This is a genomic window from Coprococcus sp. RTP21204st1_G4_RTP21204_210225 (assembly GCF_040915385.1).
GTDB lineage: Bacteria > Bacillota > Clostridia > Lachnospirales > Lachnospiraceae > Allocoprococcus > Allocoprococcus comes.
Genome location: NZ_JBCPDP010000018.1, coordinates 44289 through 65075 on the forward strand (window position 1 = coordinate 44289; position 20787 = coordinate 65075).

Below are 20787 nucleotides of genomic sequence, written 5' to 3' on the forward strand. Positions count from 1 at the left end.
CTTAGCCAATTTTCCAGCCTTCCGACTGGCTTCTTATATCTACAAAATCCTTGTATTTTCCAGGAATAACCACAAGTTCTCTGTGGGTTCCTCTCTGAACAATCTGCCCATTATCTAGCACCAGAATCTGGTCTGCCTGCTCAATCGTCGCCAGTCTGTGTGCGATTGTTACTATGGTTTTTCCTTTTGTAAGTTCCGATATAGCTGCCTGGATCAAATGTTCATTTTCCGGATCTACACTGGCTGTCGCTTCGTCAAGTATAATAATCGGTGCATCCTTCAGAATCGCTCTTGCGATGGAAATGCGCTGTTTTTCTCCACCGGACAGGCTCCCACCCCCTTCACCGATGACAGTATCGTAGCCTTCCGGTAATGCCATAATAAAATCATGGCAGCACGCTTTCTTTGCCACTTCGACCATTTCTGCTTCTGTTGCATCCGGTTTTCCAAAGCAAATATTATTCCTCACTGTATCATGAAACAGATATACATTCTGAAATACCATGGAAATGTTGGATAACAGACTGTCACAGGTAAATTCTTTCACATCATGTCCTCCCACACGAACACTTCCACTGTCTGCATCATAAAATCGAGCAATCAGATTGCAGATTGTAGATTTTCCGCTTCCGGAAGGACCAACGATTGCTGTAACTGAATACTCCGGAATTTTCAGATTCACATTATGAAGCACCTGTCTTCTTTCCTTCCCTTCCCCGTAAGAAAAATCTACATTCTGAAATTCGATATCATAGTGTGCAATCTCTATCTGCTGTCCATCTGCATCAATGAAGGACTCTTTTGTCAACGCATCCAAATGATCCAAGGCATCATCAATGACAGCCAGTACATGGGCGCAGTCTGCAATCGGCTCCAAAGAACCAAACACATGGAATGACAACAGAATGATAATCATCATATAAGTAAAATCCAGCTGTCCAGAAAATCCCAGATAAAATGCAGCGATCACGATACACACACTTGCTGTCTTTAACGCCAGCAGATGCAGTGCATTATAAGGAATATACCCCCATTCTATTTTCAGATTAATATCACGGCTGTCCCTGCATGCTTTTTTCATAGAATCCATAGAAGCTCCTGCTTTTCCAAAGGATTTTACTACAGAAAGTCCTCTGGCATATTCCAGGGTTGCTCCAGTCAGATCTCTGTTTGCCGCAGCTAGGATTGGTGCATTTCTTGTACTGTACTTTGAAATGATAAGCAGAAATATCAGAGAAACAGCAGCACCCGTCACTGCAATCAGCCCCACTCTCCAGTTCATACAGGTGAGCCACAAAAGGATGCAGATAAAATTCAGATAACCTCCCACAAAGTTATCAATCATACGGATTCCCATTCCTTCCAGCGTATGAAGGCCTGTCGTGATGGAATTGAGAATCGTACCTGTATTCATATTCTGGAAATATCCTAAAGATACACGTTTCAGTGCATCTCCTACTGCAAGTCTGTCTCTGGCAATCAATTCATAACTGATCGACTCCTGAAATCTTGCTCTCAGATAATCAAACAGAAAGCGCAGAAAAATGAAGAACAGCAGAATCACGATACTTTTCCCAATCCAAACCGTTGAGACAGCTTTTCCCTGTCCTTCGCATTCTACAAGCTTCCCGATCATATATGCAGCCCATACGACCGGCATTGCCGCAAACCAGCCTGAAAAAAAGGAAAAAATAAAACCGATATACAGATTCTTTTTAAAGCTTCCACACCAGTCAATGATTCTTTTTACAGTACCAAACATGATTCTTCACCTTCTTTCTGGCTTTCAACTGCCCAGTGCCTTACTCCCACATGGGCCTGCCACATTCTCTGATAAAGCGGACAGTTCTGAATCAGTTCTTCCTGAGTTCCTGCTTCTTCTATACAGCCATTTTTCAAAACAACGATTTTGTCTGCATCTGTGATTGTGGAAAGTCTGTGTGCAATGACCAGCAATGTCTTGCCTTTTGTCAGTTCTTCAATACTCTTCTGAATCTTGTTCTCATTTTCCGGATCCGTAAATGCAGTCGCTTCGTCAAGGATGACGATCGGTGCATTTTTTAATACCATTCTGGCAATAGCAATTCTCTGCTTTTCTCCACCGGACAGGCGTTTTCCTGCTTCCCCTGCCTGAGTATCATACCCCTGTGGCAGTTTCTCTATAAATTCCTGGCAGCATGCCTTTCTTGCCGCTTCCTGCACCTCTTCATCCGATGCTGCCGGATTACCAAGACGTATATTTTCCATAATGGAACACCTGAACAGAAAATTATCCTGTGTTACAAAACTAACCATTTCTGAAAGCTGTGACAGCGGAATTTCCTTAATATTTACATCACCTATAGTAATGCTGCCTGACGTCACATCCCAGAATCTTGAGATCAACCTTGCTACTGTGGATTTACCTCCGCCGCTTGATCCGACCAATGCGGTAAAACTTCCTGCCGGCATTGTCAGGTCTATTCCATGCATCACCTCATCCTTTTCCTCACCAGTATAGGAAAAATGCACATTTTCCAGCTTCACATCATAATTGCTGATATTTACACGTACAGAAGACTCCGGCAATTCTTGCATCGTAAGGAAATCCTGTATGCTTTCAATGTTGTACTGCATTTCACGAAGATTTTCGGAAAATACCTCTATCTTTGCAAAAGATGTTACCATGGACATGGACAACATGATTACCAAAACAAGCTGTGATATGGTCAACTGACCATGCATCGTCAGATACAGCCCCACAGGCAGAGTTCCAAGCAGTGTCGATGGAAACAGGGCGAATGTCATTTTCATGGTGATCCAGGTGGAGGACAGCCATTTCACAACAAATTTCTTGTAATCCAGGATTGCTTTTGCATATTTCTCATAAGAGGTTCCAGCCCTGCCAAATGACTTAATGACTTCGATTCCTTCTATGTATTCTACAATGGTACTGTTCATATGTGCATTAGATTCATCGTACTGAGTGAAACTTTTTCCGCTGATAATCATGGTAAGTGTCATAAATACCATGGACAATGGAACGGTTACAAGAGAAGCCAGTGCAATTCTCCAGTCCAATGTAAACAAAGCGATAAAGCTGATTACCGGAAGCAGGAGATGTCCGCTTCCTTCCGGAATCATATGGGCAATGGGAGGTTCCATATTTTCGATTTTTTCTATCATAATGCTCTTGATTTCACCAATACTGTGCCCTTCTACATCTCCTAACGGTGCTTTCAGAAACCGGTCTGTCAGGCGGATCCTTAGACCCTCCAATATGTGATAGGCTGCTATATGGGAAATCCATGTGGATGCAGAAAAGCTTACAATTTTTATAATGTAAAAGAGTAGGGCATATAGACACCACTTTAAAATTTCCTGCATAGGAGCCTGGTTCAGATTTCTTATATACAAATCAATGCCACGGTAAATGCAATAATATGGCATGAGTCCACTGATAATACTGATAACAGATAAAACAACGGATATTCCAAGCCTTTGCCCGCTTCCTTCGGTATAGCCAAGCAATACTTTCAGCCAGCTGTCTTTTTTTTCTGATGTTTTCCTATTTCCCATCTAATATTTCCCCTTTCCGAAATCTGTACTCTACAGGTGATAACCCCATCACACTTCGAAATGCAGATGAAAATTTTCCCGGATTTTCATATCCTAAACAGGAGGCGATCTCCTGTATTTCTTTCGCCTTATCCTGTAACAACATATTTGCAGCCAGATTCATGCGGTATCTCTTCTGATAAGAATAAATAGAATCTCCATAAACATCTTTGAAGCATTTTTTCATAGTTGTCAGTGGAATCTCATACATAGAGGAAAGTTCTTCGATGGTAAACCGTGTCTGAGGATTCCCTGTGATCTGCGCATGAATCCCTTTGATTTTTTCCATCTGAGTTTTGTAATAATATGGTCTGACTTCCTTCCTGTCTTCTACGGTCATCGTGTTTAAGTACAACAATAATTCCACGACTTTTATCTGATAATATTCTTTCGTTTTTGCAAGCTCTGGATGAGCCATGTTTTTCTGGTAAAATCCGGAAAGAATCGACTCAAATTCCTTATCTCCTCGAATTACATAAGGTTTCTCTTCGGCACAATACCGGCTTCGAAGTTTCTCAATGGAAACGGAAAATCCATGATACAATTCATCAAGTACCTTCTGAACTTCCGCAACTTCCATGAAAATACTGACTCCGTGATAATGCTTCAGCGGATAATAAGTTGTCCCTTTATGATTCTCTCTGTTATCCAGACGAAGTTCATTTTCCTGCATAATGCTGAACACGCCTGGCTTTACCTCCATCTCAATTCTTCCCTCCCGGCAATGGTCAATACAGAATATTTTTCTGTCATTCTTCAATTCAAATTCAGATGCGCACTGTTCCATGTGTATGTCTGAAAAACAAATCATCACACCTGGCATTACTCGGTAAACCGTCATAACGCCCTCTCCTGTCGCATCATTTAACATAAGAACAGAGCAATTCTCATTCTGAATCACAGGCTTCACATTACTTCCAAGTCTTGCAATTTCATTTATATTCAAATTTCTTCTCCTTTCACATAGTGGTATTTCTTTGTGTTAGTTTTATCTAACCTTTTCTATTATCTTAACATGAGAATCGAGCATTATCCAGACCTGAACGGACAGCAATAATCCATTTAGACAAAAATAAAGTTCCAGACTTATTATCTGAAACTTTATTATAAATCCAGCATCATTGCATTACTTCACACAACGGAAATATACCATAGAACCGTCAACATGGATATCCGTTTCTTTATATAGTTTTTGAAGGATATCTCTCAGCTCTTTCTCCGTCTGAAATGGTGGAGAAAACCACCCTTTCTTTGCAAGAATATTTTTTACCAGCCAGTCTGTCCGTTTCGATTTTCCCCTGATATAAAAGCAGGCAATAAAATTGCCGCCTGGTTTCAAAACACGCCATATTTCATGAAATGCTTTTTGCTTGTCAGGAAATGCATGAAAACCATTCATACTGACAACAGTATCAACAGATTCATTCTCCATTTGCAGATTTCCCACATCACCCTGAATACATTTGATATGTGCATGACTACCAAGTCTTTTTCTGGCTTGTTCAAGCATATCCATGCTGTAATCAATACAAGTAATATGTGCATTTTTCAGAGAACTCCATTTGTTTTCCGTAAATACAGCAGTTCCAACCGGAACATCAAGAAGATTTCCTAAAAAGTCATCAGGAACATATGATAAAACTTTTCGTGCTATATCATTATCATCAGTGCCACTCCAAAATAACTTAATATACAGTTTGCTGAAAATATTTCTTTGCGTAAGAACATCGTCATATATATTTTTTGATGTTTCATAAGCATTTTGTATTTTGTCTGCCATATTACCCTCCGAATTTAATTTTAATTCTAAAAGCTTAAAACTATCGTTCTCTAATCTTCCTGACATTACGATTCATGAGGTGTCTTCCAATATGTCTATAAGCAAATGCTTTAAAGACTGAAATTTCTTGATGATGTTCCTTCAACAGTTCATCTGGACAATCATAAACACCAAAATCCTGATTGATTCCCTCGCTCTGAATATAAGTATTGTTCCTATCAAATTCAATACTGAGATTTCTGAAATCCTTGACTGCTACTCCATAACCGCAAAATGCACCTTTACATTCCGGATTTCGTTCCTGTAACTTCTTTATATAGGTTTTATCCAAAATGAAAGCTTCCAGTTCGTACCACTGATTTTCAAAATTAATTTCTACCCAGCTATGGAAAATACTTTTTGGAGCATTACGGTAAACAAACCCTGTCATAGCCCCTTTCTGCAATCTTTTATCAATCGTAAAACCATGTACTCTGCATGGAATATTGCAGGCACGTAAAAGTGCCATAAATAAAGTTCCTTTTGTATTACATTGTCCATAACCATCTGCAAGTACTTTTGAAGCTGAAATTCCATCATCAATATTATATCCAAATAAAATATCATCTCTTACATAGTTGTATATTGCCTTAATCCTTTCAAATTCACCCATTTCCTTCCAATTCATATTTTGAATAAGATTTTGAATTGCCGGATTAGAAAAATCAACCATTCGTGTTTCCCTAAGATACTTATCTTTCATTTCCTATCGCCTTTCCCATAGGTTGTCTCACAACACAATGCATTCGCATACCTTTACGAATTTCAAATTTTTCTACTTTTAATCCTGCTTTTTTGCAAGCTGATGTACCATATAATTCAATGCTTGAAAAAGAATCTGATGATTTTAATTCTCCATTCTTATCAAGTCTGGACTTCAATATAGTTTCTGCAAGCTCATAAGCATTTTTCATAGTTTTTTCCTTTATATCATATTGCAAATGTCAATTTGGGTAATCGATCAGTCTCCATTATCGTTTCCAACATTCTGGCAAACCCTTCCGGGTCGCGGATCTGATACTGCATATGGTTAAATCCCTGAAAAACCGGAAAGTTACCATATATATAAGTCTGCATCACTGCACTCCTGTATTTGAAATGTTCTTCTTTACTTCCGAATTCCCAGAACGTATGTTTTTGTAATTCTTCCGGCAATTTGGGAAACGGTTTATCTTCCAGACTGTCTGTCAGCTGCCTTCTCAGATTTCTATAAGTCAGGTTCTTTCCTGCCTTTATAAAGTAAGGCTTAATCTTGTCATCGTCACACCACATAATTTTCTTCAGCGTTTTTCCATTTGACCAGTACAGGCTTTTCATTGCCACATATAAGAATGGAACCATAATCCTGCGTGTCACCTTTCCAATCTGTGCAAACTGTCCGCCATCAAAAAATATATGCTTAACCGGTATTTTGGCATTCGTCACAAATGCAATGGCAAGATCTGCACCGATAGAAGATGCCACTACAAGTTCTATCTCTTTGATTTCTTGTTTCTCCAGAAATCGTACCACTTGCTGTACCTCATCTCTTTTGCTGCAGTACCTCTGTCCGGAGCAATACACTGTTGAGGTTGGCATAATACAATAGAATTTTCCCGCCAATTTGTCAGCAACCGGCATGCTGCTTTCCCCAGTCACTCCCATTGCATGAAAGAAAAGAACAACTGGTTCTGATTTGTTTCCTGTTGTTTTAAAAACCATATTTCCACCTTCTGTCCATTTTTTATTTTTTATCCGTCTCTTTTTCTACTCTTCCATTCTGCAACAGCATTTCTCACCCGCTGATCGATATCCAGACGCGTACTACGGCATTCTTTCGGATGTTTTCTTGCTGCCTGAAATGCCAGTTTCATGAAAACTCCAGAACCAACTGGCAACATCGTCTTTAACATACTCTCTGGAAAAACGAAATGGGTTCCATGCTCATAAATAACATACTCCAATCTGCATGTGTGTGGATGTTCTTTCATACGCTGCTTCATACGGCGGATATATTTTGCTGTATCCCATAACACATCATCTTCAGCACCAATCAGCAATAATATTCCATTGATTTTTTCAATCTTGATCATCTCGTCTTCTGTGATTGTGTGAGCCTTTTCCGAATCATCAAACAGTTTTCTCGAATTAATCATATCACCTGTTCGCTTTGTTTCTTTCTCAATCACATGCCAGTAATCCGGATGTTTGTAACAAAATGGCATATACGGAAGCGGTTCTCCTTTGTAAGAAAAAAGAGATTCTCCCTCAATCGGCCATTCTTTACATCCATCTTTTTTGCCCTGCATAAATCCCTGCCAGATAAAGTCACTCGGTGTCAGACCAATCGTCAATGTAATATCTTCAAAATAAGAAGCTGCAGTTAAAGCAAGTGTTCCTGTAGTAGATGCCCCGACAATTCCTATCTTCTGATTACCATGTGCTTTTAACCAATCAATTGCTTTTTCTATACGCTCCAGCGGATAATTATGATGTCCATAATCCTTTTTTCCAGGTGACATTGTCATCACATTCACACCGAGTTTATGTAACCATTTCACAGATGTACGCGCTAGATAATCCTCTGAATCATCTCCGATCATGGCAATCATTGCACAGTCTGAATCTGATTCACATTTCCAGTATGCAGCATAAAATCCATCTGTTCCCACATCAAAATGTCTTTTCTTCATCTGTATCATCTCCTGCTCGTATAATATCATCCATGTTTTTCCATAACTATTATTTTGTTCGAGATATTTCGAACAGTTGGAATTTTACCTATCACATGATAAATCGGCATAAGTTCTTTCATCCCTTCGACCAGACTGACTTCCTGCTGAACAGAAAATTCCGATATGATTCTTTGCAGCTCTTTTCCATTCTTAACTCCCCATGTGAATTTTGCATTGCTTCCCTCTATGGATTTTTCTTTCACATGTTTTACAACAAAAGGTGACATGGTTTCGGCCATTACGGTTACTTCCTGAAATGATTTTTCAATAATAGAAAACATTTTTTTGATGTCCTTCTCATACAAATACATAGTAAGTCCTTCGATTATCACCAAAACATTTTCTCCGTGATAATCGATATCATCCACGTAGGAATCATCCATTGCAGACTTTGTAATCTGATACACCGGACCTGTTTCTGTAAGAAACTGTTTCCTTATCTTCATTGCTTCCGGCAGATCCACATTGTACCAACGCAGATATTTTCCTTCCATTCGATAACATCTGGTATCCAGTCCACATGCAATATTTATAACAACTGTATTTGCATACTTCTCCAAATATTGCTCAACCATCCGGTCTAATACAATTGTTCTCGCAATCACACCATAAGTCATGGCGTTATCTTTATCTGCCTTGGAAAAGTCATAATCAAGCTTTTTCACAAGTTCTACTGCAATTTCGTCATTTATTTTGGCATTTTTCTTTCTTGTTTCTTTTGCTCTTGCATACAGAGTCTGTACCATTGTTTCCGGCACACCTGTCACATTCACTTTTTCTTTCATTGTCTGTCGCCTTCCACTGCTTTTTTCACTTCTTCCACCCACTCTGCACTATGACAGCAAAACAGTTCTTCATGCTGCATGTTATGTCTTCGGATGTCCGGATTTTTGAAATAAGTACAATATCTCTTTTCGTATTTTTTACCCATCTTTGTCGCGTAAAACACGTGGATTGTTGTTCCCGGCACATCAATTCCATGTTGGACTTTCGTAACCAGATCAGAATAGAACTGATTATAAATACTCTGTTTCGTAATCCACGGACTTCCTCCCTGGTCAATACCGAACATATTTAAAAATCCAGCAACCAGTTCTTTCTTTGATTTATCTGCTTCATTTATTTTCTTTTGCATAAATTTAGGTAATTTACCTGTGTGAACCATTCTATACATAATCGGCACAACTATCGATGACTGGATTCTTGCCATAAATGAACCCGCTTCATCCATATCACTACTCCCAATGATGCCATGATCTATATGAATTCTTTTCCGCTGAATCAAAAGGGATACAAAACTTCCTCCAAGGGAACACCCATATGCTGCTTTAATTCTGCCACCATACTTTTTCCTGATTTCCTGCTCGATTTTTTCACATTCATCTTCCATTGAACAAAATTCTGTTTTCTCATTTGGATCAAATCCATCATAAGAAACTGCTACCGTATAAAAATAAGAATGTAACCCATCCAGTATATGGTTAAAGCTGCTATACAGGCAACAGGTACCCGGAAATAAAAAAATCACTGGTTTACGATTGTCTCCACTTTCATAAAATTTCATAGCTGGTCTCCTTTAGGCTTTTCTCACAACACAATGCATTCGCATACCTTTACGAATTTCAAATTTTTCTACTTTTAATCCTGCTTTTTTACAACATTTTATGACTACATCTCTTGTTGGCACCTGGACATCTCCATGTCCGCATATATTTGCCAACGGCATTTCCAATGTATTCATTAGCCATACTAATACTTTATTGTCACTGGTCACATCTCTCAGTATCAATCTTCCATTTGGGCGGAGACATCTTTTCACACTGTCAAAAAATGCCTGTGGATTCGGATAATGATGGAAGCTCATAGAACAAATAATTGCATCAAATGAATCCTTTTCAAAAGGAAAGTTCTCACAGTCTCCTACAACAAATGTTGCATTTGAAATATTTTTCTTTTTTGCCTGTTCAATCATGGCCGGAGTCAGATCCAGTCCTGTATAATGTCGGTCTGGATATTTTTCTGCTAATAAAGAAATCATCGGAGCAGGTCCGCAACCTGCATCTAATAAATCTCTAAATGACTCCTTCTCTAATTCTTCCAGAATATCCGGATAATCTTTCTTGCACATTTCGTAAATACCAGCATGGCTACTTTCATATCTTCCTGCTGCTTTTGTAAATTCTTTAATTGACATTTTTTTATATTCTTCATTTTTCATGCTTTTTCTCCAATCACAATACCTTTTTCGTCTTGCATCCGCATTTCTTCATTCTTTTCATATAAGCATAAAACTGCTTATGCAATTCCCTCATTTCATCTGGTGCCTTCATAGCATGTTGATACATAAATTTATCTCCAAAACTACTTCCAAATGTAACTGCCAGCATAATCGTCAAAAATGACAATGGCAAAAAGCGAAAAATATTCATTTTCCATGGTGACAGTTTACCCTTTTGTTTTCGCAAAAAGTTAAAATTTCTTTTCAGCCTTTCCGCTGTTTTCCTCATAATTTTCCATTCTTTTTCCACTTTCTCCGGATCGTCTGATTCATAATACGCATCCGCAATCGGTACCACCATAGCAAGATGACAAAGCTGCCATAGATGCATATCCGTTACTTTCTGGTATGGTATATGAGCATGCCTCAATATCTCTGAAAACTGCTTAGTTCTTTCGGATTTATTTCCTGATTTTTCTTATATAGCAATCCATTATTTCTTAAAGCCTCAAATCTTTTTCCTCTGGCATAAATACTTGTATCATAACCGGCTTCTGCAAATAAAGCTGCATACAAGGAGCCGATCACACCCGCACCATAAATCAATATTCTCATAAGAATCATTCCTCTCCTCTTACCCCAGTGCCACATCCAAGATCATCATCAAACTAAATCCAAGTGCAAAGAAAAGCGTACCGATATTCGAGTTCTGTCCCTGAGACATTTCCGGAATTAGTTCTTCAACCACGACATATAACATGGCTCCTGCTGCAAAGCTGAGTAAATATGGTAATGCCGGGATTACCAGCTGTGCGACAAGAATCGTCATTACTGCTCCAATCGGTTCAACGACTCCTGAAAGTACACCTCCCAGAAATGCCTTTCTCTTACTTTCACCCTCTGCCCTAAGCGGCATGGATATAATCGCTCCTTCTGGAAAATTCTGGATAGCAATTCCAAGTGATAAAGCAAGTGCACTTGTTGCTGTAATCTGTGCATTTTCAGCAAGAAATCCAGCATACATTACACCAACTGCCATACCTTCAGGGATGTTATGTAATGTAACTGCCAACACCATCATCGTAGTACGGCCAAGTTTGCTTTTCGGTCCCTCTGCCTGATCACTTCCAACATGAAGATGCGGAATCAAATGATCAAGTGCGAGTAAAAACAATATACCAATCCAGAACCCAACAACTGCAGGAACAAACGATAAAGTTCCCATATTCTCAGATTGTTTAATTGCCGGAATCAGAAGACTCCAGATTGAAGCCGCAACCATTATACCTGCTGCAAACCCTGCAAGTGCACGTTGCAGTAACTTGCTAAGTGTTTTTCTCATAAAAAACACGCATGCTGCACCTAGCGTTGTTCCAACAAACGGAATCAGTATACCTTCAAAAATATTTATTCGCATTATATTTTCCTTCCATATATGCTCGAAAAAATTCATTGGCAAAAATAATTATCTTCAGCGGTATAGTATTAGTTCTATAGCTTATTGATTATATTGCCTAATACCTAATATATGTTATTCTATAATCTTTCATACTTTCATCGTGTTAGTTTTAACTAACCGTCTAGTATAAAGAAAACCGTGTAAAAAGCAAACTGTAATTTTACACGGTTCTCTTATGCTTAAGTATATCACTTACGTAATCATATAACAATATATTTCTTTCAACAATTTACAAAACTGGGCGGTGGAATTTACTCTTTCACACAATGATGTTATGGTTATATTTCCTTCTGACAGCAGTACTGTAAAAATATCATATCTTCCAAAGGTGTAAATTCTACGTTTTTGCATTCGACTCTACGATTGCTGCATCAATCTTCTGAAAACGTTCTGTCAAATTTCTTTCCTCCTTCGTGTCATCTGATACAATACGGTTACCATTACAGAATTATTTTCCCAAGCTGCCAGAATGCCACCGCACTCGCCGCTGCCACATTCAGCGAATCAACGCCATGTGTCATCGGAATTTTAACCGTATAATCACATAGCGCTATTGTCTCGTTTTCCAGTCCTTCACCTTCATTTCCAAGAATAACTGCCAACTTTTCTTCCTTCATCAGTTCCGAATCATCGATGCTGACCGAATCATCAGTCAGCGCAAGTGCTGCCGTTTTATAGCCAAGCTTTTTCAATTCTGCAATCGCCTGTTTTGGCCAGATTACTTCCCGCTTGCACCGCATTTCATTGCTATCCCGGATAAATGTCCACGGAATCTGAAATACGGTTCCCATACTCACCCTGGAAGCCCGTCTGTAAAGCGGATCACTGCATCCCGGACTCAGAAGTACCGCCTCCATATTAAGAGCCGCTGCAGACCGGAAAATTGCTCCTACATTTGTCGGATTCTGCACATTTTCAAGAATCGCGATTCTGTTTATCCCATCACACAGATCCTGAAATTTTCGAAGCGGTTTCCGTCTCATTGCGCAAAGCATTCCTCTGGTCAGTTTGAAGCCTGTCAATTTAGTCAGCACCTCAAAATCCGCTGTAAAAATCGATACTTTCGTGTCATCAAATCTGTTCATAATCTGGATTGTTTCTTCATTCTCTTCCATCTGCTTCTTTTCAACAAGAACAGACAATGGCTCATAACCTGCATCCAACGCTCTGCCGATCACCTTCGGACTTTCCGCAATGAACATTCCATCTTCTGGGTGATCTTTATTCAGAAGCCGTGCTTCTGTGCATCTGGCATAAATATCCAATTCCGGCGCATTAAAGTCTTTGATTTCTATTACGTTCAGCATTTCTTTCCCCCTGTTTTCATCCGTATATTTAATCTGATCACCTTTTACAGACCTTCGCGATACACCTTATTGATCGTTGCCTGCGCATGTTCCAATTCTTTTTTCTGGATAATTGCGTTCCGGTCGCTTAGAATTGCCAGCATCTCATCCACCACATCTTCCGGTCGCGGATCTGATACACGGTACAGATAGCCGAGCATTCTTGTTGCTGTATAATCTGTGTTCATCTGTTTATAAGCAATTTCCCTGCAAAGGCTGTCCGGATAGCCTTTCTGTTGCAGTGCTTTGTATAGTTCATCCTGTTTTGATTGTGCCATAAATTATTCTCCAATATAATGCTTTTTATTATTCTTCTCTTAAAAATATTGATTCCAACAATCTGCATCCCGCTGCCGTCTTAAAAATACGGGATTTCGCATTTTCAATCGACACTTTTGAAAAATTACTCTCACTTGCATTTACAAGAAAATCTGCCTCTATTAAAATCTGATAATCAATCCCATCTATATTGGTGTATGTATGATGATGTGTGACCAGCCAGATAATACGCTCCACTTTCTGTTCTGATACAGGCATTCCTTCCAAAAACTCCTTTACCAGCGGTTCACTTTCAAGTTCCTGATTTTTACCATTTGTGTTTCCATATTTTTCACGGCAAAGTGGACAGGATATATCATGCACCACAGCTGCAAGTTCAAGAATTCCCTGTGTGTTTTCATCCACACTTTCCTGCTCCCCTATCGTCTTTGCATACGCCCATACTTTCAGGAAATGTTCGATATCTCTCAAATTCCCCTGATAAAAATCAATCATTTTTTCAATGGCAACTGCTGTTATTTTAGATTTTTCGTCTTTCATTGCATTCTTCCTCCTGACTTCTTCTGATTTATCTTTTATAACTATAGCACACTTTTCATTCGCAAATCTATTTTTTGTATTCTAGTCTTGCACCTGCTAGAGCGCGCCCATGGAACACACAAATGGAGCTCTAACTTTTTACAGTTAATTCTCTATTTGCTTCGCTTGTCCTGCTGCTGAAGATAAAACATTGCCTTTTGAGTTTCAATCTCCGCTTTCAGTTCTTCTTTTGTCGGCAAGTATAATTTATACTTGGAAGCAAATTTTTCAATGTACTTAGAGTATATGAAATTTGGGCTTTGTCTTGTAGTTACGAATATCCGCATAAATAGAAAAAGCCCTTTGAAAAAAGAATTTTCTCCTCTCTCAAAAGGCAAGTCAAAAAATTAATATCTATGTGTTATAATGTTCCACTATATTTCGAACGAAAAAATATCAAAATTTCAGATATTTTTTACCTTACCAGACAGAATCCTCACACAATCATTACGTTTTCCTCGGGAGAGAGCATTGCGACTACAATCCCGATAAAAGAACTTATGCTCTACTTGCCGGAAGAAGATTTTCTAAATATCTCAAAGGGCGTTGTTCTTCGAAAAAATCAAATTGTTCATATATCCGACGAAGGACTTTATACAATGACTGATGGTGCTGTCTTTCAAGGAAGAAAACGTAATCTGAGTCAGCACAAACAAATCCGTAAGTCACTTGGTTTAAATGTGCAGAACTATTCGGAGGTTTCAGAAGACAGCTCACTTCAATTATTTGATAACTGTAGCTTTCTCAATGATATGCCACTTGCTTTTTGTATTATTGAACTTGTATTTGATGCGGAGGGACATGGTGTAGACTTTGTATTCCGTTACTGTAATGATGAAATGGCTGTTGTTGAGGGCGTTCCCGTTTCAGAAATGTTGAATCATTCCTTTTATGAAGTCTTTGAAAATGGGGATAAAAAATGGCTTGTTACTTATGCGGATGTAGCATTAAACGGCAATAAACATATCCTGCAGGATTATAGTCCGGAAATCGACAAGACTTTGACCATCTACTGTTTTCAACCTGCCAGCGGATATTGTGCATGTGTATTGATTCCGTCTTAGTGTTCTGCTATTTGGCGTATGCGATTACAAAATTATTTTTCTGTAAACAAAAAAGTGCGGAAGTCCTTGATTTTTTAAGGGTTTCCGCATCTTGAATTATCTTTTATTTTTCTGAACCAGGCAATTTTTTTATTTTAACAAATCGAGCAGCGTATATTCACCTTTTGGAATCTTAGCTGTTCTATGATACTCTTTTATTGCTTCCACAAGAATCCCGGAATTAGAAAAATAATTAAACACGTAATCATATGATTTTACGTCAGACATTCTAAGATTTTCCTTGCAAAAATCACTTGGTTTTTTCCCTGACTTTTTGAATTCTTTATACTGATTTTCAGCAACCAGTAGTCTTTCTGGCTTCCTATCCATTTATAATCTTGTTGTTTACTGATGCTTCAAGTATAATAAAATCTATAAAGGAAATACACGCACAGCATGTGGACTTAATGCCTGATAATCCTCATGTTCGCGATATACAGGGAGGTTATTCTCATGGGGAAACAATCTACGAGAGAAAATAAGACAATTTATCAGATTTGCCGGGAAAAAGCCGGTCTCACCAGATCAGAAGCCAGTGAAAAAATGACTGCTGTTTCTGATTCTAAAATTGAAAAGTTTGAATATGAAATGCAGGAACCCACACCTTACGATATCATCCAGATGGCTGATGCTTACAAGCGCCCGGATCTCTGCAATTATTACTGCTCTCATAAATGCGAAATCGGTCATCGTTATGTCCCGGAGGTCGAAGTTTCTGATTTATCCAATATAATCCTGGAAACCATTGCCAGTCTGAATGAGATTAATCCTCTTACCACACGTCTGATCCAGATTGCCCGTGACGGTAAGATCAGCGATGATGAGATCAAGGATTTTGCTTTTATCAGTAACAAACTGGATGAAATTTCTTTGGCAATAGATTCCCTGAATCTCTGGGTTGATAAAACAGCCGGAGAGCAGGGACTAAACATCGAATTGCTCAGAGAAGAAAAAAAGAAACAGAAATAAGTATGAAAAACAAGGCAGCGAACCTATTTATGGTCCACTGCCTCTTTCCTTTACATATACTGTAACTGGTTTATGATGTATTCCGTTCTACGGATAGCTTCTTCCACCTGATGTCTGGCATTATTGATTCGATCCTGCACCATCCAATCCACAACAAATCCATCAAAAAAATAATCTGCAAAGGATAAGAAATCTCCAGTATTGATGTTCAGATTACAAGCCATGTTCACATCATTTAATTCCCTACTGAAATTACGAAGATCATATTTCGCCTGTTCCATATTTTGTCTGGCCTGATCCATCTTGGAGTTTTTCAACATCGTAGAAAAGAATCCACCGCCAAACATATCCACCAGTCCCCAATTTTTTGCACTGTTCAGGTTTTCTTTTGCTGTCCGAAGACTACTTAACGCTCGTTGTCCTGCTTCAATCGCTTCTCGTTTCTCTTTTTCTATATCATATCCCATAATTTCTTCCCTCCTCGTATTTTTATGAGTTAGATGATATAAGTGCAATGATTCCGCCGATGATCAACAATGGAAATGCAATATAAATCAGTCCACCAACAACCATTCCTATCAAAATCACCGGAAAAAATACAACTGTACAGAGCAACTTTAAGATTCCCCAGGATGCTTTTACACCAAATATAAAAAATTTTCCAATAAACCAGATCATGCATATAGTAAATAGTAACGATAACATATTCTACTCCTTCTGACTCCTGTTATGATTTGAATCATTCATTTTTTTGATTGTTTACTTGATACAAACTCAGCTGTATTTCTCACACCGATTTTACTACTGAATTCTGGGTTCTTCTCTATTTTTTCAATCATCCGAATTAACCTTATTCTCTGTGCTGTATCCATCTGCTCACCTCATTCTGACAGTTCTCCCTTTTGATATTGTCAGTATAACCGGATAACTTTTCAAAATATATACCTAATACAAAGAATTGAACATATGTAATTCTCAATTTTCGAGGAATATTTAAAAAGACCCAGAGGGAATTGTTCCCTTCTGAGCCTATTGGTTATATAGCAGTATTTTTCATATTTGCTCTGATTTACTTTTTTTGTAATTTCTTCTCTGGAAATCTTCGAACCAAGGTGCATTCCTCGTTGCTTACACATATACGCTTTCATTGTTTCTATATTCTCATCAACACTTCCTGACTCAAGTGAGCACATTTGCGAATTGTTTTCCTCATTATTTACATGCCACACTTCCAGAGCAGAAATTTGCATATGTTTTATGCATAACTATTGTTCCATTTGAAAACTTAATATCAATATCATTTGCAGAACCATATCTAACTATTTTAGCTTTCATTCCATTTCTCATTATCTTCTCTGTCCATAACCGTTCATTTTTCAAAGTACGCCTCAGTTGCGGAATCCCAGGTTTACCTATAGCTCCGTGAATAAAATCCTCATATTTTCTATCTTTCACAATAGTGCCATCTTTAAATTTAACGGTGATATGATTTGCATCTTTTACTTCAATAATCTCCGCCTCCTCATTACCTCTGTTTTGAATTTTTTTATCCCCTATATGATTTCTTGCATAACAGGAAGGCACTGCTACACTACCTGTACTAAATCTTTTCCATCTTGTTTTTACTATTTCTCCATTATCAAACTTCACTTTGATATCATTACTCAAATTATATTCAATCACTTCTGCCATCATCCCGTTCTTCATTTGTTTTCGTAAATTTAATCTTTGATTCTTTTTTGCCAGACTTGTATCTTTGGGATGTGAAATATTTCCTTTAACAAAACTTTGATAACATTTATGATATACAATTTCTCCATCCTCGAACTGTACAGTGATATTTCGACAACTAGACATTTTAATGATTTCTGCAACCATACCATTATTCATTTTTTTCTTTTCATATAAATGAATCGTTGCACGTTTACTATTTGATACATATTCCTTTATTGTACGTTTATCTTTCTCAAAGTTTATAAACTTATCATCCTTTTTGAGAACATCTCTGACAAAACTTTTCAGGCAACATTCCAATGAAGCTGACATAAATCTACTATCCTCTAAAATATAGTTTCTTCCACTAACACCAGAGCATCCCGGTTCTCTAAAACGATAAAGTTTTATTCCCAACTTTTCAACTATTTTATTCTTTCCTTCATCATCTTTATTTTTAGTATGAGAATATTCACCATCATACTCAATCGCTATTTTCAGCTTATCATTATATAAATCAAGCTCTTTCCCTTCTAAACCAACTCTGTCAGAACGCTTTGAACGTTGTGGAATTCGAACAAACCCCAATGACTCTAAATAAAATCTTAATACCAATTCATTTTGTGATACATTTCCTCCAGGAATTGTAGGATGTGCAATACTACCGATACAAAAATCCCGCCAGGATACTCCCGTTCTTTTTCCTCCATCTTCAAACAAAATATCCATATCATGACTCCCCCTGTATTCAATAACCTCAGCAGTCAATCCATTATTCATTACCTTTTTCTCGCCAATTCGCTCTTCTCTATTTCTTGGAGCTTTAAAATGTTTTTCATAGTTGAAGTTTCCCTCAATAAAGTATCTCCAATTTTTTAACTTCATTTCTTTCCCATCACAAAATCTGATTATAAAATTTTCACAAGTACTATAACTTACAACTTGTGCCCTCTTTCCATCCCTGGATGTACTCTCTACCCCTATTCTTTCACTTGCTTTTATTATGTATTTTCTCATTTACACGCCTGCATTCTAATTTGATAAGTGTTTCTTTCTAAAATCAAAAAATCCTGTTCTGTACACCAAAACATTATTTTTTGACTTCCTTTATTATATTTTTCTATATAAAGAAATTCCCAGAATACTTACTGCTATCACAATAAGAAATTTTCCAAATCCTGATATTGTATATTCTAGACCTCTCATACAAATAATCTGTCTTCTCCTAAATATTTTTCTAGTCATTGCAATATAAAATTGCTTATACAGTCTCTCCCTTAAGAGTCTTGGTATTCTGGATAATATACAGAACGACCGATATGACCATCATTATAGCGCACAAACCAATCAACAGATCTGATACCATCGGTGTAATGTGGAACCATATAATATGCACCGCTGCAGTTCCATATAATAAAAAGGTTACTATCTTTCCATGCCAGTCCGCACCATGTACTTTTCCTGTTTTTCGTATCACAAGACATCCACTAACTGCCATATAGAGTTCCTTACCTGCCATTATAACGATTAGCAGAAGCATATGCGGAAAACGAGTAAACAGACAGATTAACATCGCTGCCTGTGTCAGCTTATCAGCCACCGGATCAAGTATTTTTCCTAAATTACTAATCCTATGGAATCTTCTTGCGATATATCCATCAGCAAGATCCGTAAGACCAGACAGCAATAAGATTTCACCAGCTAACAGAGGATTTTTCTTTACACAATAACTCCATATAATTACCGGAATCAGACAAAGCCGAAAAAAAGAAAGAAGATTAGGAACCGTAATAATTCTATTCAAATTTTCTTCCTGATTCACTTCACTCTGCATGTACAATCACTTCACTTTCCTTTTTTTAGACATAAACCAATAAAATATAACACAAAATGCTAAAGCAAACACAACACCAAAAACATTTTGAATCACTCTAAGACTAACCGCTCCTTGTAGTCCATAAGTCTCTGTAGCAATGGCTAAAGCACCAAATGTGTTAAATACTGCCTGCCAGCCATATTGTGCTGAAAGTCCTACACCGATTCCACCAAGAATTCCTATATATGCATAGATTGACGAAGGAAGCAGAAAATATAATACTGTAAAACATATAACACCTGCAATATTTCCGACAATCCTTTTACGGACTCTGTAGTGCATATCTTCCATAAACGGCAAAATCGCGGACATGGCCGCAATACCAGCCCACATTGCACGTGGCATATTACAAAGTTCTGCAATGCAAAGGACAATCGGTACGCATAAAATCTGACATATCTGCCATTTTGTTCTGGAAGAAGTGATATCAAATTCTTGTATCAGATCTTTCAGATTTCTTTTATAAGTTCTGTTTTTATGATTTCGATAGAATACGAAGCAGGTAAGTGCTGCACCTAAAGCCATTCCGACTAATCGCATCTGATAGCTTTTTCCCGTAACATCATAACCATATAGCAGCAGATACCCAAGAACCAATGTAGATTGATTAAACATGAATGGATTATGGCATCCGAACAGAATCAACACAGCCAGTGCCGCAATATTTAACAGCATTCCCAATACCGGTGAAAACTGATTTGCTAAATGCGGACATACAGTCATAATTACAAAGAACAAAGCCAAAAGCATCGTAGATTGTCCGGTGTGGATCCCCAGATCCGCATTTCTAAACACCATGAGACATAATAAGACCACTACACCTACAATGCTGTTCTCATTTCCAAATAGGATGCTGAAAATACTAACAAAGAAAAAACAAAATGCCAATGTAACAGCTATCTTCACCAGATATACCCACATATGATATAATTTTTCTTTTAGTGTTTCACTCTTTTTCAACAGGTTTTTAGAACCTGCCTGATTTAACTGCAACTCCTGATAAAATGTCATATAAATTCTCCCATCTACTACAATATGTTTATGGTTAATATCCCTTACAGCCAGTAAGGAATTATCCATCTTGTTGCTTAAGCTGTATAATGATGGAGCAATCG

The 20787-nt window shown here is 37.9% G+C and carries 22 protein-coding genes and 4 pseudogenes; 3 read left to right on the plus strand and 23 right to left on the minus strand.

The features are described 5' to 3' along the window. Window position 1: 1 nt before the first annotated feature. The 16 genes and pseudogenes from AB5213_RS14015 to AB5213_RS14090 form a co-directional block, all read right to left on the minus strand. A complete protein-coding gene (locus AB5213_RS14015) occupies window positions 2-1762 on the minus strand; it encodes an ABC transporter ATP-binding protein (RefSeq protein WP_173902519.1) in 1761 nt (586 codons plus the stop codon). Next, entirely contained in the window at window positions 1747-3558 is a 1812-nt protein-coding gene (locus AB5213_RS14020) for an ABC transporter ATP-binding protein (protein ID WP_173902518.1), read from the minus strand. The genes AB5213_RS14015 and AB5213_RS14020 overlap by 16 nt, the downstream gene beginning before the upstream one ends. Beyond that, complete coding sequence (locus AB5213_RS14025) at window positions 3548-4543, minus strand: helix-turn-helix domain-containing protein (protein ID WP_368276841.1); 996 nt, start codon at window positions 4541-4543, stop codon at window positions 3548-3550. Before AB5213_RS14025 ends, AB5213_RS14020 begins: the two co-directional genes overlap by 11 nt. A gap of 180 nt (window positions 4544-4723) precedes the next feature. Continuing rightward, window positions 4724-5377 (minus strand): class I SAM-dependent methyltransferase, encoded by a 654-nt coding sequence (locus AB5213_RS14030; protein WP_349123631.1) that lies wholly within the window; start codon window positions 5375-5377, stop codon window positions 4724-4726. 43 nt (window positions 5378-5420) lie between these two features. Further along, window positions 5421-6119 (minus strand): annotated as a pseudogene (locus AB5213_RS14035) (transglutaminase family protein); the annotation flags it as partial. Next, window positions 6109-6330 carry a hypothetical protein gene (locus tag AB5213_RS14040; RefSeq protein WP_368276842.1) on the minus strand — a complete coding sequence of 74 codons (222 nt, stop codon included), beginning with the start codon at window positions 6328-6330 and terminating at the stop codon, window positions 6109-6111. The pseudogene AB5213_RS14035 and the gene AB5213_RS14040, both read right to left, overlap by 11 nt. Before the next feature lie 16 nt (window positions 6331-6346). Continuing rightward, window positions 6347-7117: a hypothetical protein gene (locus AB5213_RS14045; protein ID WP_349123628.1), complete on the minus strand. Its 771-nt coding sequence runs from the start codon at window positions 7115-7117 to the stop codon at window positions 6347-6349. A 29-nt stretch (window positions 7118-7146) separates the two neighbouring features. Next, window positions 7147-8097 carry an acyl-CoA thioester hydrolase/BAAT C-terminal domain-containing protein gene (locus tag AB5213_RS14050; protein WP_349123651.1) on the minus strand — a complete coding sequence of 317 codons (951 nt, stop codon included), beginning with the start codon at window positions 8095-8097 and terminating at the stop codon, window positions 7147-7149. 17 nt (window positions 8098-8114) lie between these two features. Beyond that, window positions 8115-8915: a class I SAM-dependent methyltransferase gene (locus AB5213_RS14055; RefSeq protein WP_368276843.1), complete on the minus strand. Its 801-nt coding sequence runs from the start codon at window positions 8913-8915 to the stop codon at window positions 8115-8117. After that, a complete protein-coding gene (locus AB5213_RS14060; protein WP_294429374.1) occupies window positions 8912-9694 on the minus strand; it encodes a hypothetical protein in 783 nt (260 codons plus the stop codon). Before AB5213_RS14060 ends, AB5213_RS14055 begins: the two co-directional genes overlap by 4 nt. Window positions 9695-9706: 12 nt before the next feature. Beyond that, window positions 9707-10348, minus strand: coding sequence for a class I SAM-dependent methyltransferase (locus tag AB5213_RS14065; protein WP_368276844.1), 642 nt, complete (start codon window positions 10346-10348; stop codon window positions 9707-9709). 13 nt (window positions 10349-10361) lie between these two features. Then, window positions 10362-10963 (minus strand): annotated as a pseudogene (locus AB5213_RS14070) (ketopantoate reductase family protein). Between the two features lie 19 nt (window positions 10964-10982). Continuing rightward, window positions 10983-11765 (minus strand): ZIP family metal transporter, encoded by a 783-nt coding sequence (locus AB5213_RS14075; RefSeq protein ID WP_211133958.1) that lies wholly within the window; start codon window positions 11763-11765, stop codon window positions 10983-10985. Window positions 11766-12247: 482 nt separating this feature from the next. After that, complete coding sequence (locus AB5213_RS14080; RefSeq protein ID WP_215634478.1) at window positions 12248-13114, minus strand: RNA methyltransferase; 867 nt, start codon at window positions 13112-13114, stop codon at window positions 12248-12250. Window positions 13115-13158: 44 nt separating this feature from the next. Next, entirely contained in the window at window positions 13159-13431 is a 273-nt protein-coding gene (locus AB5213_RS14085) for a hypothetical protein (protein WP_215634477.1), read from the minus strand. 28 nt (window positions 13432-13459) lie between these two features. Continuing rightward, window positions 13460-13972: an HD domain-containing protein gene (locus AB5213_RS14090; RefSeq protein ID WP_195196766.1), complete on the minus strand. Its 513-nt coding sequence runs from the start codon at window positions 13970-13972 to the stop codon at window positions 13460-13462. A 395-nt stretch (window positions 13973-14367) separates the two neighbouring features. Between AB5213_RS14090 and AB5213_RS14095 the strand changes: the two are divergent. Together AB5213_RS14095 and AB5213_RS14100 are read left to right on the plus strand one after the other, a co-directional pair. Further along, window positions 14368-14592, plus strand: a pseudogene (locus tag AB5213_RS14095) (LytTR family transcriptional regulator DNA-binding domain-containing protein); the annotation flags it as partial. A gap of 18 nt (window positions 14593-14610) precedes the next feature. Beyond that, a complete protein-coding gene (locus tag AB5213_RS14100) occupies window positions 14611-15075 on the plus strand; it encodes a hypothetical protein (RefSeq protein ID WP_252198831.1) in 465 nt (154 codons plus the stop codon). 129 nt (window positions 15076-15204) lie between these two features. On the opposite strand, the gene AB5213_RS14105 is transcribed toward AB5213_RS14100, so the two are convergent. After that, window positions 15205-15444: a glycosyltransferase family 90 protein gene (locus AB5213_RS14105; protein WP_242860820.1), complete on the minus strand. Its 240-nt coding sequence runs from the start codon at window positions 15442-15444 to the stop codon at window positions 15205-15207. Window positions 15445-15567: 123 nt separating this feature from the next. Here AB5213_RS14105 and AB5213_RS14110 point away from each other — a divergent pair, with 123 nt between their 5' ends. After that, window positions 15568-16083 (plus strand): helix-turn-helix domain-containing protein, encoded by a 516-nt coding sequence (locus AB5213_RS14110; RefSeq protein WP_044998574.1) that lies wholly within the window; start codon window positions 15568-15570, stop codon window positions 16081-16083. Between the two features lie 50 nt (window positions 16084-16133). On the opposite strand, the gene AB5213_RS14115 is transcribed toward AB5213_RS14110, so the two are convergent. The 6 genes and pseudogenes from AB5213_RS14115 to AB5213_RS14140 all read right to left on the minus strand — a co-directional run bounded on the left by AB5213_RS14115 (window position 16134) and on the right by AB5213_RS14140 (window position 20683). Next, window positions 16134-16550 carry a hypothetical protein gene (locus AB5213_RS14115; RefSeq protein ID WP_195480006.1) on the minus strand — a complete coding sequence of 139 codons (417 nt, stop codon included), beginning with the start codon at window positions 16548-16550 and terminating at the stop codon, window positions 16134-16136. 22 nt (window positions 16551-16572) lie between these two features. After that, the gene (locus AB5213_RS14120; RefSeq protein ID WP_055248899.1) at window positions 16573-16788 is read right to left on the minus strand and encodes a hypothetical protein; all 216 of its coding nucleotides are present in this window, start codon (window positions 16786-16788) and stop codon (window positions 16573-16575) included. A gap of 38 nt (window positions 16789-16826) precedes the next feature. Continuing rightward, window positions 16827-16955: a hypothetical protein gene (locus tag AB5213_RS14125; protein WP_276571677.1), complete on the minus strand. Its 129-nt coding sequence runs from the start codon at window positions 16953-16955 to the stop codon at window positions 16827-16829. 340 nt (window positions 16956-17295) lie between these two features. Then, entirely contained in the window at window positions 17296-18813 is a 1518-nt protein-coding gene (locus AB5213_RS14130) for a hypothetical protein (protein ID WP_368276845.1), read from the minus strand. 244 nt (window positions 18814-19057) lie between these two features. Beyond that, window positions 19058-19630, minus strand: coding sequence for a CDP-alcohol phosphatidyltransferase family protein (locus tag AB5213_RS14135; RefSeq protein WP_349096729.1), 573 nt, complete (start codon window positions 19628-19630; stop codon window positions 19058-19060). Next, window positions 19620-20683: pseudogene (locus AB5213_RS14140) on the minus strand (FUSC family protein). The gene AB5213_RS14135 and the pseudogene AB5213_RS14140 overlap by 11 nt, the downstream one beginning before the upstream one ends. Between the last annotated feature and the right edge of the window lie 104 nt (window positions 20684-20787).